The organism is Bradyrhizobium sp. AT1 (assembly GCF_001590795.1).
Taxonomy (GTDB): Bacteria; Pseudomonadota; Alphaproteobacteria; order Rhizobiales; family Xanthobacteraceae; genus Bradyrhizobium.
Genome location: NZ_JXDL01000001.1, coordinates 3,883,225 through 3,896,377 on the forward strand (window position 1 = coordinate 3,883,225; position 13,153 = coordinate 3,896,377).

A 13,153-nucleotide genomic window follows, 5' to 3' on the forward strand; every position below is an offset into this window, starting at 1 on the left:
CAGCGCGGCCTTCACGAGGCCGGACGCCTTGCCGAAATCCATCTGTCCCGCGTACTTCGCGCGCAAGACCGCGATCACCTTGCCCATGTCCTTCATGCCGGCGGCACCGGTCTCACCGATCGCATCCGCGATCGCCTTCTTCACCTCGTCGTCCGACATCTGCTTCGGCAGATAGGCCGAGATCACCGCGATCTCCTCGCGCTCCTGGGCCGCGAGCTCGGCGCGGCCGCCTTTTTCGTAGAGCTCGACCGATTCCTGCCGCTGCTTGATCATCTTCTGGAAGACGCCGAGCAGGTCCGCGTCCGACAGCGGCGGCTTGCCCTGCCCGCGGGCGTCGATGTCGGCGTTCTTGATGGTGGAGTTGACCATGCGCAGCGTGGACAGCTTGCGCTCGTCCTTGGCCTTCATGGCCTCCTTGACCGCATTGTTGATGTCGTCGCGCAACATGATCGTGATCCCTTTGAATATCTGACGCCTGATTTAGGCCGTTCGCGGCCCTTGGACAACCTCGGTTCCGAGCCATCCGGTCAGCGCCCGCGTGGTCGCTTCCGGCTGCTCGGCTTGCGGCAGGTGCCCGCAGCGATCCAGGACTATGAGCCTTGCGCCGGCGATGGCCTCGGCCATTTCCTTCGAGAATGCATTCGGGATCGTGCCGTCGGCATCGCCCGTCAGCACCAATGTCGGGCATTTGATCGCTGCAAGCGTCGGCCGCGAATCCACCCGCGCGATGATCGCGGTCTGCTGCCGCAGATAGCCCTCGACGCCGACATCCTCGTCCTGCGCATGCACGAGCCTGAGGATAGCGGCATCGTCGCGCCGCGACGGGTGCACCAGCTCCGGAAAACTCTCCTCGCGAATGGCGCGGAGCTCGCCGCGCCTGGCGCGCTCCATCAGGGCACGGCGGCGCGCGGTCGCCTCCGGCGTGTCGGGCCGCGCCTGGGTGTTGATCAGCGCAAGCCTGGCCACACGCTCAGGCGCTTGACGCATGATCTCGAGCGCGATGTAGCCGCCCATGGAATGGCCGGCGAGCGCGAAGCGCGGCGGCGCTTCGCTCAGCACCCGGGCGGCAATCGCCGCCATGCTGTCGTCGCGGATATGGTTGGCAATCATGACCGGGCCGAACCGCCACAGCGCCGGGATGACCGGCGCATAGATCCGGGCCGAGGAGGCCAGCCCCGGAACCAGCACAATCGGGGTGGTCTGGTCCATTATTGCCTCGCAAGCCCCTCAAATTGCCGGAAATTGTGCGGCCGACCTTAAGGACGGGAGGAGGCCTGTCAAATATGCAAAAACGCATGTGAATCCCCCCTCTCCCGCTTTGACGGCGGCGCCCGCGGGGACTATGAAACGCGCTCATGACACAACATGACAACGATCCCGCCTGGCCGGACCACAAACCGACCGCGCTGTTGGTGCTTGCTGACGGCACGGTGCTCGAAGGCTTTGGTCTCGGCGCCGAAGGCCACGCCGTCGGCGAAGTCTGCTTCAACACCGCGATGACCGGCTATGAGGAGATCCTCACCGATCCCTCCTATGCCGGCCAGCTCATCACCTTCACCTTCCCGCATATCGGCAATGTCGGTACCAACGAGGAAGACATCGAGACGGTAAACATGGCGGCAACGCCGGGCGCGCGCGGCGTGATCCTGCGCACCGCGATCACCGATCCCTCGAACTACCGCGCCACCAAACATCTCGACCAGTGGCTGAAGGCACGCGGCATCATCGGCCTCTCCGGCATCGACACCCGCGCCCTGACCGCGCTGATCCGCAGCAAGGGCATGCCCAACGCCGTGATCGCACACGCCAAAAACGGCGAGTTCGACCTGCATGGCCTGAAGGAAGAAGCGCGCGAATGGCCCGGCCTCGAAGGCATGGACCTCGTGCCGATGGTCACGAGCGGCCAGCGCTTCACCTGGGACGAGACGCCCTGGCTGTGGGACAAGGGTTTTGGCCGCCAGGACAAGGCGGAGTTCAACGTCGTCGCCATCGACTACGGCATCAAGCGCAACATCCTGCGCCTGCTCGCCGGCGTCGGCTGCAAGGTGACGGTGGTGCCGGCGACGACCTCGTCCGAAGACATTTTGGCGATGAAGCCGGACGGCGTGTTCCTGTCGAACGGCCCGGGCGATCCGGCTGCGACCGGCAAATATGCCGTGCCTGTGATTCAGGACGTGATCAAGTCGGGCACGCCGACCTTCGGCATCTGCCTCGGCCATCAGATGCTGGGCCTCGCCGTCGGTGCCAAGACGAAGAAGATGCATCAGGGCCATCACGGCGCCAATCATCCCGTCAAGGACGAGACCACCGGCAAGGTCGAGATCACCTCGATGAACCACGGCTTCGCCGTGGACGAGACCACGCTGCCGAAGGGCGCGACGCAAACCCACATTTCCTTGTTCGATGGGTCCAATTGCGGCATCCAGCTCGACGGCAAGCCGGTGTTCTCGGTGCAGTACCATCCCGAGGCTTCACCAGGGCCGCGCGACTCGCACTATCTGTTCCAGCGTTTTGCCGATCTGATGCGGCAGAAGAAGAGCGCGTGAGACAAGAACGCCGGCGGACGAGACCGCCGGCTATGCGTCACGGACGCATGAACATGAAGTCTGTGTCGGGATCGCAATTCTCGGCAATGAAGCGCAGCTCCGCCTGGATGTCCGCGACGGACCTCGTCTCCAGATATTTCGAGATCACCAGACCGAGCAAGGCGCGGCAGACGGCTTCGTGCCCGAGACCGGACGCCTCCGCCTCGTCGATAGCCGCCGAGAAATGACGCTGCGCGACGTCGGATGCGTACATGGCGTTCCCTTTTTCTTTCGCTTCGGCTGGCGTGCCCGCCATTGGCCGCGCATGCCTTGATCTCCATCAAGTCCGGCATATGGATTTGGCCGGGAACAAGGGGACGAGCATCGTCTTGATTGATGGACTGTTGTGACCCGGAGCCTCGAAATGTCCGTCGTCCGCGACAATGCCGAACCGCTCGCCATCGTGTTTGGGGATGATGGGCTGGTGCCGAACAACATCAGGCCGTTCCTGGTCTATCAGGACGCGGTGAAGCTCGATCCCGAGCGCCCCGAGGAGACCATCGAAGATCTGTTCGAGGCGAACGGCTGGGGCGGCACCTGGCGCAACGGCGTCTACGATTACCTGCACTATCACGCGACGGTGCATGAAGTGCTCGGCGTCGCGCGCGGAAGTGCACGGGTTCGCTTCGGCGGCGACCACGGTCAGGAGCTGGACATCAGGGCCGGCGACGTCGCGATCCTGCCCGCCGGCACCGGGCATCAATGCATCACGGCGAGCGAGGATTTCTGCGTCATCGGCGCCTATCCGCCGGGCAGCAAGCTGGAGATCACAAGGGCGACGCCGGAGAACCACGCCAAGGCGCTGAAGACGATTCCAGAGGTCGCGATGCCGCCGGCCGATCCCGTGACGGGGAAGGATGGCGCTCTGATGCGGCTGTGGTGGTAGCCAAAAGCGCAGGTGCCGGTGGGTGGGTTAGCCGCAGGCGTAACCCACCATCTCGTTCACCGCGGATACAAAAGCGGTGGGTTACGCTCTGCAGCTGCGCTTCGCACATCTGCAGCGCTAACCCACCCTACATATCCCTTTACGCCTCGTTGCCGCCTTCCTGCCGCGTCGCCTCGAACAGGAACCACGTCCGGCGCTCGGTCTCGTCGATGAAATTCTCGAGCAGGCTGGCACTCGCCACGTCCTCGGCCTTGTCGCAGACATCATGGGCTTTGCGCATCGCGGCTGCGACGTGCTTGTTGTCCTGCATCAGCTCGCGCAGCATCTCGCGCGGCGGGACGTAGTCTTCGTTGTTGTCCTTGATGGTCTGGAGCTTCGCGACCTGGCCGATCGACTTCAACGTGGTGCCGCCGATCTTGCGGACACGCTCGGCGAGCTGGTCGGTGGTGGCGAAGATCTGGTCGGACTGCTCGTCGAGCAGCAGATGGTAGTCCCGGAAATGCCGGCCGCTGATGTGCCAGTGGAAATTCTTGGTCTTCAGATACAGCGCGAAGGCGTCGGCCAGAAGCACGTTGAGCGCCTCCGAGACCTTCTTGACCCCGTCGGGCGACAGATCGGTGGGGGTATCGAGATCGGGCGAGACCTTGTTGTTGGTTTTGCTCACGGGAGACCTTCCTGTTAGGACGCGGACATTGACGGAGCGCCGTCGCACCCCTAACGCAAGGCGGGCAGCGCGGTTCCAACATAGGAACCGCCGGACGGGATACCATGGACGATTGGATCGATTATTACGACTCGACGCATACGATCTACGTCAGCAAGCTGCATCGCGACTTGCACTTCCAGATCATTGCGCGGGACATCATCGGCTACATCTCCTCGCCCGATGCGGTCGTGCTCGACTACGCCTGCGGCGAGGCGCTGTCGGCGACCCAGGTGGCCGCTCGCTGCGGCCAGCTGATCCTGGCCGAACCCGCGCCGGGCGTGCGCGGCCGGCTGATCGCGCGGTTCGCCCCGAACACCAAGATCCGCGTCCGCTCGCTCGACGACGTCCGCAAGATGCAGGACCAGTCGATCGACCTCGTTGTGATGAACTCGGTCGCGCAATACATGGCGCCGGACGAGCTCGATGCCGCGCTGCTCAACATCCGCCGTCTCCTGAAGCCCTCCGGCAAGCTGGTGCTGGGGGACATCCTGCAGCCCAATGTCGGCATGTTCAGGGACGTCCTGGCGCTGCTCGGCTTCGGCCTTCGCCACGGCTTCCTGAAGGACGCCTTGATCGGGCTGATCAGCACCGCGCTGTCGGATTACCGTCATTTGCGCACGCGCATCGGGCTGCAGCGCTACAGCGAGGAGGAGATCACCGCCAAGCTGAGGGCGGCCGGGTTCGCGGTCCAGCGCGCCCACACCAATATCGGCCACAATCCCTGGCGCATGACCTTCATCGCGCGGCCGCCTCTGGTTCGTTAAGCATAACAATTAGCCGTTGTAGCTTGCCGCACTGCAATCGGTCATGATCGCTGCGGCCCGGTGGCGGAAGCGTCTACGCGAGGGCGGTGCAACGCTCTACATCCTGGTTCAAATCCAGGCCGGGTCTCCACGCTTCGCCCCTTCGGGGCTACGCGTGGCGCAGCCACGCCGGACCCGAAGGGGCGAAGCGTGTCCGGCGTAGCTGGAGCGACAGCGCAAGCGAAGACGGACTGCCCGCTCGAACCTCAATCCGCCTCGACCACATCCCCCTCCGACAACAAGTGCAGCCGCTCGGCATCCTTCGCCGCGGAGCCGATCACCGCGTCCAGCAGACCCGGAAAGCGTGCATCCAGATCCTCGCGGCGCAATCGCATGAAGCGGTTGGTGCCGGCCACGCGCGTCTGCATCAGGCCGCATTCGCGCAGCTTGGCGAAGTGATAGGCCAGGTTCGACTTGCCCCCGAGCCCACTGAAATCGCCGCAGCAGAGCTCGCTGCTGACACGTTCCTGCGCTGCGAGCTGGTACACGATTGCCAACCGGATCGGATCGCTGAGGCAATCCAGAACCATCGGCAGCTCGATCTGCTCGCGGGTGGGGTGGAGAGGCGTGCGGCTCATGACCGGGGAATCATAGCGATGCGGCCACAATGTTCAATAGTTCTTGAACCGATTGACATCGCCACCTTTGTGCATTCAATTGTTCAATAATCGTTGAACATAGGATCTGGTCCAATGAGCGTGTTCTGGCTGGCCTTGGGAGCCTTTGCGATCGGTACTGAAGGCTTTGTGATCGCTGGGCTTTTGCCTGCCATCGCCAGCGACCTGTCGATTTCGGTCCCGGCAGCCGGCCAGCTCGTCACCGCCTACGCCCTCACCTATGCCGTGGGCTCCCCGATCCTGGCGGTGGCGCTGAACAATATCGACCGCCGCACCGTGCTGGCCCTGGCGCTGACGACCTTCATTGCCGGAAACATCGCGGCGATGGTGGCTTCGAATTATGCCCTGCTGCTCGCCTCCCGGATGCTGATGGCACTGGGCTCGGGCCTGTGCATGCCGACAGCCCTCGCCGTGTCGATCGCCATCGCATCGCCCGAACGGCGGGGCCGCGCCGTGGCGCTGGTCACCTCCGGACTCACGGTTGCGACCGTCATTGGCGTTCCCCTCGGCAATCTCGTCGGCAGCCTGCTCGGCTGGCGCGCGACCTTTGCCATGGTGGCCCTGATCGGCGGCGTTGCGCTCGCGGGCCTCCTGCTCGGCCTGCCCCGCGGCCTGCCGCGCAACACGGCTTCGCTCAGCGAGCGGCTCGCGGTGGCCCGCCACGGCAATGTCGTGGTCGCGCTCTTGATCACGATTTTATGGGCGCTCGGCGGCTTCACCGTCTTCACCTATTTCGCGGTTCCACTGCGCAATCTCGGCTTCGACGCCTCGCAGATCAGCCTGGCATTGCTGGTGTTTGGCGGCGCGGCGGCGATCGGCAACATGCTCGGTGGCGTCCTGGCCGACCGGCTCGGCACGCTCACCACCGCAGCCCTCGGGCTCGCCGGCATGGCGAGCGCCCTCATCCTGCATTCGCTGGTGCTGAAGCTGATGCCCGGCCAGGCCCATTACGCCGTGCTGGGCGCGATCTTCCTCTGGGGCATCTCGGGTTGGGCGTTCTATCCGGCCCAGATCGCCAGCATCATCCGGATCGAGCCGCAGGCCTCGATGATCGCCCTCTCGCTCAACGCCTCCGCCATGTATCTCGGCTTCGCCATCGGTGGGGCCCTCGGCGGCGCGGTGCTGGCCACCTTGTCGCCCGACGACCTCGGCTGGATCGGCGGTGTGAGCGTAGCGGCCTCGCTTCTGGTGCATCTCGCCCGCGGCTGGCAGGCCCGGCCCAAACCGGTCAAAATTGCCGGTTGATGGGCGTTTTTCGGGGTTTCGCCGCCCCAAAAACTGGTCTAAGACCCACCCGCGCGCGAGGGAGACCACCGCGCTCTCGGCCACAGGGACGCGCAGCCGCGCGCCCTTTTTTTGTGCCCAAATTCCAGTCCGGCGAGAGTTGATGCCCAAACGTACAGACATCACCACCATCCTGATCATCGGCGCCGGTCCCATCGTGATCGGCCAGGCCTGCGAGTTCGACTATTCGGGCACCCAGGCGGTGAAGACGCTGAAGGAAGAGGGCTATCGCATCGTCCTCGTCAATTCCAACCCGGCCACCATCATGACCGACCCGGAATTGGCCGATGCGACCTATATCGAGCCGATCACGCCCGAGATCGTCGCCAAGATCATCGAGAAGGAACGGCACGTCATTCCCGGCGGCTTCGCGCTGCTGCCGACCATGGGCGGCCAGACCGCGTTGAACTGCGCGCTGTCGCTGCGCCGCCAGGGCACGCTGGACAAGTTCGACGTCGAGATGATCGGCGCCACCGCCGACGCGATCGACAAGGCCGAGGACCGCCAGCTGTTCCGCGAGGCCATGACCAAGATCGGGCTCGAGACGCCGAAGTCGCGGCTCGCCAACGCCTCCGAACTGAAGAAGTCATTCCGCGACAAACACCAGGCCGAACGCGAGAAGCTGTCGGGCGCCGCCCTTGAAGAGCACGATCGGCAGTGGACGCTGGGCGAGAGCGAGCGCCGCAAGCGCTACCAGGAATACGCCTTCGGCCAGGCCATGATGGCGCTGTCCGAGATCGGCCTGCCCGCGATCATCCGCCCCTCCTTCACCATGGGCGGCACCGGCGGCGGCATCGCCTACAACAAGGAAGAATTCCTCGACATCATCGAGCGCGGGCTCGATGCGTCTCCGACCAACGAAGTGCTGATCGAAGAATCCGTGCTCGGCTGGAAAGAGTACGAGATGGAGGTGGTGCGCGACAAGAAGGACAATTGCATCATCGTCTGCTCGATCGAGAACCTCGATCCGATGGGCGTGCACACCGGCGATTCCATCACGGTGGCACCGGCACTGACGCTGACCGACAAGGAATACCAGATCATGCGCGACGCCTCGCTGGCGGTGCTGCGCGAGATCGGCGTCGAGACCGGCGGCTCCAACGTGCAGTTCGGCGTCAATCCCGAGGACGGCCGCATGGTCGTGATCGAGATGAATCCGCGCGTGTCGCGTTCGTCCGCGCTGGCTTCCAAGGCGACGGGATTCCCGATCGCAAAAGTCGCCGCCAAGCTCGCGGTCGGCTACACGCTCGACGAGATCGCCAACGACATCACCGGCGGCGCGACGCCGGCCTCGTTCGAGCCAACCATCGACTACGTCGTCACCAAGGTGCCGCGCTTCGCCTTCGAGAAATTCCCGGGCGCCTCGACCACGCTGACGACCTCGATGAAATCGGTCGGCGAAGTCATGGCGATCGGCCGCACCTTCCAGGAAAGCCTGCAGAAGGCCTTGCGCGGGCTCGAGACCGGCCTCACCGGCCTCGACGAGATCGAGATCGAGGGTCTCGGCCGCGACGACGACAAGAACGCGATCCGTGCCGCGCTCGGCACGCCGACGCCGAACCGGCTGCTCCAGGTCGCCCAGGCGATGCGGCTCGGCTGGTCGAACGAGGATATCTTCAACTCCTGCAAGATCGACCCGTGGTTCCTCGGCGAGATGCGGGGGATCGTCGATATGGAGGAGAAGGTCCGGAAGAACGGCCTGCCGGGCAACGCCTTCGGCATGCGCACGCTCAAGGCCATGGGCTTCTCCGACGCGCGACTCGCGGTGCTGGCCGAGACGACGGAAGCCGAGGTCACGGCGAAGCGCCACGCACTCGGCGTTCGTCCCGTCTACAAGCGCATCGACACCTGCGCAGCCGAATTCGCCTCGCCCACCGCCTACATGTATTCGACCTATGAGGCGCCGTTTGCGGGCGCGCCGGCGGACGAGAGCACGCCGTCCGACAAGAAGAAGGTCATCATTCTCGGCGGCGGGCCGAACCGCATCGGCCAGGGCATCGAGTTCGACTATTGCTGCTGTCATGCCTGCTTCGCGCTGCATGACGCCGGCTACGAATCCATCATGGTCAACTGCAATCCCGAGACGGTATCGACCGACTACGACACCGCCGACCGGCTCTATTTCGAGCCGCTCACCGCCGAGGACGTGCTGGAGATCATCGCCAAGGAACGCAGCAAGGGTACGCTGCACGGCGTCATCGTGCAGTTCGGCGGCCAGACGCCGCTGAAGCTCGCGCGCGCGCTGGAGGCTGCCGAAGTACCGATCCTCGGCACCTCGCCCGACGCCATCGATCTTGCCGAGGACCGCGACCGTTTCAAGCGCGTGCTCGACAAGCTTCGCCTCAAGCAGCCGAAGAACGGCATCGCCTATTCGGTCGAGCAGGCGCGCCTGGTCGCAACCGATCTCGGCCTGCCGCTGGTGGTGCGCCCGTCCTACGTGCTCGGCGGCCGCGCGATGCAGATCATCCGCGAGGAGAACCAGCTCAGCGATTACCTGCTCGGTACGCTGCCGGAGCTGGTGCCGGCCGACGTCAAGGCGCGCTACCCGAACGACAAGACCGGGCAGATCAACACCGTGCTCGGCAAGAACCCGCTGCTGTTCGACCGTTATCTGTCGGACGCCACCGAGATCGACGTCGACTGCCTCTGCGACGGCAAGGACACTTTCATCGTCGGCATCATGGAGCACATCGAGGAAGCCGGCATCCATTCCGGCGATAGCGCCTGCTCGCTGCCGCCGCATTCGCTCGACGCCAAGATGATCGAGGAGCTGGAGCGGCAGACCCGCGAGCTCGCGCTCGGCCTCGACGTGGTCGGCCTGATGAACGTGCAATACGCCATCAAGGACGGCGAGATCTACGTGCTCGAAGTCAACCCGCGCGCCTCGCGCACCGTGCCGTTCGTGGCCAAGGTGGTCGGCACGCCGGTCGCCAAGATCGCCGCGCGCGTCATGGCCGGCGAGAAGCTCGCCGACTTCAAATTGAAGAAGGCCGAGCTCAAGCATGTCGGCGTCAAGGAATCGGTCTTCCCCTTCGCGCGCTTCCCTGGCGTCGACACGGTGCTCGGCCCGGAGATGCGCTCGACCGGCGAGGTCATGGGCATCGACCGCTCGTTCGCGGTGGCGTTTGCCAAGAGCCAGCTCGGCGGCGGCACGCGAGTACCACGCAAGGGCACGGTGTTCGTCTCCGTGCGCGAGAGCGACAAAACGCGTATCGCCGAGGCGGTTCGCGAACTGCATTCGCTCGGCTTCAAGGTGCTGGCGACCTCGGGCACGGCGCGCTTCCTGACCGACCAGGGCATCCCGACCGAGAAGGTGAACAAGGTGCTGGAGGGCCGGCCGCACATCGTCGATGCCATCACCAATGGCGACGTCCAGTTGGTCTTCAACACCACCGAAGGCCCGCAGGCGCTGGCCGACAGCCGTTCGCTGCGGCGCGCGGCCCTCTTGCATAAAGTGCCGTATTACACCACTCTTTCCGGGGCCGTGGCGGCCGCGCAGGGCATCCGCGCCTATCTTGGCGGGGACCTTGAGGTTCGTACCCTGCAGAGCTACTTTTCGGAAACCTGATCGCTAGCGCGCGGCGACGCTTCCGCTAAGTGATTGGCAATGAAGCCACAATGGCCGGAGGAACTGTCCGGCCATCGTGGTTGTTCTGTTCCGGCGCCAGACCCACATCATGTCCCGGTGGGCGTGTGTTCAGCCCCGGGAGCACCGACGAATCGAGGTTATCGCGCCCCCTGAATTTGTGGGGCGCGAAGCTGAAGCACGAGAGAAGAGATGGAAAAGGTTCCGATGACCCAGGCCGGCTTTGTCGCGCTCGGGGAAGAATTGAAGAAGCGCCAGTCGGAAGACCGTCCGCGGATCATCGAGCATATCGCCGAAGCGCGCTCGCACGGAGACCTGTCGGAAAACGCGGAATATCATGCCGCGAAGGAAGAGCAGTCCCACAATGAGGGCCGCATCGCCGAGCTCGAGGACAAGCTCGCGCGTGCCGACATCATCGACATCTCGAAACTGTCCGGCGACACCATCAAGTTCGGCGCCACCGTGACCCTGGTCGACGAGGATACCGAGAAGAAGACGGTGTGGCAGATCGTCGGCGAGGTCGAGGCGGACGCCAAGAAGGGCCGCATCTCCATCACCTCGCCGCTCGCCCGCGCGCTGATCGGCAAGAAGAAGGGATCGACCGTCGAGGTCAACGCCCCCGGCGGCGCCAAGGCGTATGAGATCACCAAGGTGGAGTGGCGGTAAGGATCTGCCGCTGCACGTGATGACGTTTCGAAAAGGCCGCGCACTGCGCGGCCTTTTTTGTTTCGGAAGAAATCCAGACTGCCGCTGCGGAAAGACTCTAGATTGCTTCGCTACGCTCGCAATGACGGAGTGCGCAGCAGCGACATCCACCACTCTCGTGTCCCGGACAAGCTGCAACGCTTCAAGCGTTGCAGCGCTGAGCCGGGACCCAGAAAGCGACACGGGAAATCCCCGTGACATGGGCCCCGGCTCTGCAGCGCACCGCCGAAGTGGCGCTGCGTCCGGGGCATGAGAACGGCGCTCTACCTCCGCCCCTTCACCTCGAGCGGCACGGCGGCCTCGTATTTCGAATTATGCAGCACCAGCGAGGTCCGCACATTCCGCACATGCGGCGCCGCGGTCAGATGCGTGACGAAGTCCTGGAAGGTCGCCATGTCAGGGGCGACGCATTTGAGGATGAAATCGACCTCGCCCGACAGCATCCAGCATTCCCGCACCAAGGGCTCGGCGCGGACGAACTCCTCGAAAGCGCGCAAATCCGCCTCGGCTTGGCTGGACAGGTGCACGGCGGCGAACACGGTGACGTCGAAGCCGAGCTTGCGGGCGTCCAGCAGGCCACGATAGCCGTGGATGTAGCCCTCCTCCTCCAGCGCGCGGACGCGGCGCAGGCAGGGCGGTGGCGAGATGCCGACGCGCTTGGCCAATTCGACATTCGTGATTCGACCGTCGGCCTGAATCTCGGTGAGAATTTTCAGGTCGATCTCGTCTAGGTTCCGCGACACGTGATTGGAACTCCTGGCCTTTACGGCGGCATTGGATGGGCTTGTCGCAATCCTCATAGCCCAGTCCGCCGCCTTAGCGCAATTTTATTGCGCGTGCAGCGCAATCGAGTTTTGTTCCCTGTTGGAAAAATCCGCCGACAGGCAATGCAATTCTTGCATAGCTCACCAGAAGGCTTAGATTAGCTCTGATATTTCAGCGCCTCCGCGACGCCTCCCGGCATGTTCCGCGCCCGCGCTGCAAATCCCCCGTGAAAGGCGTCCATCGAAATGTCCGCTCCTGTTCATGCAAAGGTCGTCATCATCGGCTCGGGCCCTGCCGGCTACACCGCGGCGATCTATGCCGCGCGAGCCATGCTGGAGCCGATCCTGATCCAGGGCATGCAGGCGGGCGGCCAGCTCACCATCACCACCGACGTCGAGAACTATCCGGGCTTCGCCGACGTGATCCAGGGCCCCTGGCTGATGGAGCAGATGGAGAAGCAGGCGGTCCATGTCGGCACCAAGATCGTCTCCGACCTTGTGATCAAGCTCGACACCTCGCAGCGGCCGTTCCGCCTCACCTGTGACAGCGGCGACGTCTATCTCGCCGACACCGTCATCCTCGCCACAGGCGCGCAGGCGCGCTGGCTCGGGCTGCCGTCCGAAGCTAAATTCCAGGGCGGCGGCGTGTCGGCCTGCGCCACCTGCGACGGCTTCTTCTACCGCAACAAGGAAGTGGTGGTGGTCGGCGGCGGCAATACCGCGGTCGAGGAGGCCCTGTACCTCACCAACCATGCCTCGCAGGTCACCATCGTGCATCGCCGCGATCATTTCCGCGCCGAGCGTATCCTGCAGGAGCGCCTGTTCAAACATCCGAAGATCAAGGTGATCTGGGACTCGGCCGTGGACGAGATCTGCGGCACCGAGAACCCGAACAAGGTCACCCATGTGCGCCTGAAGAACGTCAAGACCGGCGCGCTGACGGACGTGAAGACCGACGGCGTCTTTATCGCCATCGGCCATGCGCCGGCGACCGAGCTCGTGAAAGACCAGATCAAGCTGAAACCGTCGGGCTATGTCGAGGTCGCCGCGAATTCGACCGCCACCTCGGTGCCCGGCCTGTTTGCCGCCGGCGACGTCGCCGACGAAACCTATCGCCAGGCCGTCACGGCCGCAGGCCTCGGCTGCATGGCAGCGCTCGAGGCCGAACGTTTCTTGGCCCTGCGCGCCAGCGAGCGCGCGGCAGCGGAATAAAGATC

The 13,153-nt window shown here is 64.4% G+C and carries 13 protein-coding genes and 1 tRNA gene; 8 read left to right on the top strand and 6 right to left on the bottom strand.

Annotation, left to right across the window (positions count from 1 at the left end; translation table 11 throughout):
* The coding region (locus tag SE92_RS18100) for a GatB/YqeY domain-containing protein (protein ID WP_063197121.1) at positions 1-447 on the bottom strand (447 nt) is incomplete at its 3' end.
* 33 nt (positions 448-480) lie between these two features.
* The gene (locus SE92_RS18105) at positions 481-1,209 is read right to left on the bottom strand and encodes an alpha/beta fold hydrolase (protein WP_063197123.1); all 729 of its coding nucleotides are present in this window, start codon (positions 1,207-1,209) and stop codon (positions 481-483) included.
* Positions 1,210-1,355: 146 nt separating this feature from the next.
* Here SE92_RS18105 and carA point away from each other — a divergent pair, with 146 nt between their 5' ends.
* Positions 1,356-2,546, top strand: a complete 1,191-nt coding sequence (gene carA, locus SE92_RS18110) for a glutamine-hydrolyzing carbamoyl-phosphate synthase small subunit (RefSeq protein WP_063197125.1) — start codon at positions 1,356-1,358, stop codon at positions 2,544-2,546.
* A gap of 37 nt (positions 2,547-2,583) precedes the next feature.
* On the opposite strand, the gene SE92_RS18115 is transcribed toward carA, so the two are convergent.
* Entirely contained in the window at positions 2,584-2,799 is a 216-nt protein-coding gene (locus SE92_RS18115) for a hypothetical protein (RefSeq protein ID WP_063203611.1), read from the bottom strand.
* Between the two features lie 150 nt (positions 2,800-2,949).
* Here SE92_RS18115 and SE92_RS18120 point away from each other — a divergent pair, with 150 nt between their 5' ends.
* Positions 2,950-3,471, top strand: a complete 522-nt coding sequence (locus SE92_RS18120) for a cupin domain-containing protein (protein WP_063197127.1) — start codon at positions 2,950-2,952, stop codon at positions 3,469-3,471.
* Between the two features lie 139 nt (positions 3,472-3,610).
* Here the strand turns inward: SE92_RS18120 and SE92_RS18125 are convergent, their stop codons facing one another.
* Positions 3,611-4,135, bottom strand: a complete 525-nt coding sequence (locus SE92_RS18125) for a Dps family protein (protein WP_063197129.1) — start codon at positions 4,133-4,135, stop codon at positions 3,611-3,613.
* A 104-nt stretch (positions 4,136-4,239) separates the two neighbouring features.
* Between SE92_RS18125 and SE92_RS18130 the strand changes: the two genes are divergently transcribed.
* Together SE92_RS18130 and SE92_RS35930 are read left to right on the top strand one after the other, a co-directional pair.
* Positions 4,240-4,941, top strand: coding sequence for a class I SAM-dependent methyltransferase (locus SE92_RS18130; RefSeq protein WP_063197131.1), 702 nt, complete (start codon positions 4,240-4,242; stop codon positions 4,939-4,941).
* 54 nt (positions 4,942-4,995) lie between these two features.
* Positions 4,996-5,071, top strand: a tRNA-OTHER gene (locus SE92_RS35930).
* Between the two features lie 115 nt (positions 5,072-5,186).
* Here SE92_RS35930 and SE92_RS18135 read toward each other — a convergent pair.
* Positions 5,187-5,558: an ArsR/SmtB family transcription factor gene (locus SE92_RS18135; RefSeq protein ID WP_063197133.1), complete on the bottom strand. Its 372-nt coding sequence runs from the start codon at positions 5,556-5,558 to the stop codon at positions 5,187-5,189.
* Positions 5,559-5,672: 114 nt separating this feature from the next.
* Here SE92_RS18135 and SE92_RS18140 point away from each other — a divergent pair, with 114 nt between their 5' ends.
* The 3 genes from SE92_RS18140 (at position 5,673) to greA (ending at position 11,133) form a co-directional block, all read left to right on the top strand.
* Positions 5,673-6,842, top strand: a complete 1,170-nt coding sequence (locus SE92_RS18140; protein ID WP_063197135.1) for an MFS transporter — start codon at positions 5,673-5,675, stop codon at positions 6,840-6,842.
* Between the two features lie 142 nt (positions 6,843-6,984).
* Positions 6,985-10,449 (top strand): carbamoyl-phosphate synthase large subunit, encoded by a 3,465-nt coding sequence (carB, locus tag SE92_RS18145; protein WP_063197137.1) that lies wholly within the window; start codon positions 6,985-6,987, stop codon positions 10,447-10,449.
* A 210-nt stretch (positions 10,450-10,659) separates the two neighbouring features.
* Positions 10,660-11,133 (top strand): transcription elongation factor GreA, encoded by a 474-nt coding sequence (greA, locus tag SE92_RS18150; protein WP_018643807.1) that lies wholly within the window; start codon positions 10,660-10,662, stop codon positions 11,131-11,133.
* A 302-nt stretch (positions 11,134-11,435) separates the two neighbouring features.
* Here greA and SE92_RS18155 read toward each other — a convergent pair whose 3' ends face one another.
* Complete coding sequence (locus SE92_RS18155; protein ID WP_008135853.1) at positions 11,436-11,915, bottom strand: Lrp/AsnC family transcriptional regulator; 480 nt, start codon at positions 11,913-11,915, stop codon at positions 11,436-11,438.
* Between the two features lie 267 nt (positions 11,916-12,182).
* On the opposite strand from SE92_RS18155, the gene trxB reads away from it, so the two are divergent.
* Positions 12,183-13,148: a thioredoxin-disulfide reductase gene (trxB, locus tag SE92_RS18160; protein ID WP_063197139.1), complete on the top strand. Its 966-nt coding sequence runs from the start codon at positions 12,183-12,185 to the stop codon at positions 13,146-13,148.
* Positions 13,149-13,153 lie beyond the last annotated feature (5 nt).

Excerpts from the sequence above, each read along its gene's own strand:
- SE92_RS18115 (WP_063203611.1), bottom strand. The coding sequence starts at position 2,799 with ATGTACGCATCCGACGTCGCGCAGCGTCATTTCTCGGCGGCTATCGAC.
- carA (WP_063197125.1), top strand. The coding sequence starts at position 1,356 with ATGACACAACATGACAACGATCCCGCCTGGCCGGACCACAAACCGACC.
- trxB (WP_063197139.1), top strand. The coding sequence starts at position 12,183 with ATGTCCGCTCCTGTTCATGCAAAGGTCGTCATCATCGGCTCGGGCCCT.
- SE92_RS18130 (WP_063197131.1), top strand. The coding sequence starts at position 4,240 with ATGGACGATTGGATCGATTATTACGACTCGACGCATACGATCTACGTC.
- SE92_RS18120 (WP_063197127.1), top strand. The coding sequence starts at position 2,950 with ATGTCCGTCGTCCGCGACAATGCCGAACCGCTCGCCATCGTGTTTGGG.
- carB (WP_063197137.1), top strand. The coding sequence starts at position 6,985 with ATGCCCAAACGTACAGACATCACCACCATCCTGATCATCGGCGCCGGT.
- SE92_RS18135 (WP_063197133.1), bottom strand. The coding sequence starts at position 5,558 with ATGAGCCGCACGCCTCTCCACCCCACCCGCGAGCAGATCGAGCTGCCG.
- greA (WP_018643807.1), top strand. The coding sequence starts at position 10,660 with ATGGAAAAGGTTCCGATGACCCAGGCCGGCTTTGTCGCGCTCGGGGAA.
- SE92_RS18140 (WP_063197135.1), top strand. The coding sequence starts at position 5,673 with ATGAGCGTGTTCTGGCTGGCCTTGGGAGCCTTTGCGATCGGTACTGAA.
- SE92_RS18105 (WP_063197123.1), bottom strand. The coding sequence starts at position 1,209 with ATGGACCAGACCACCCCGATTGTGCTGGTTCCGGGGCTGGCCTCCTCG.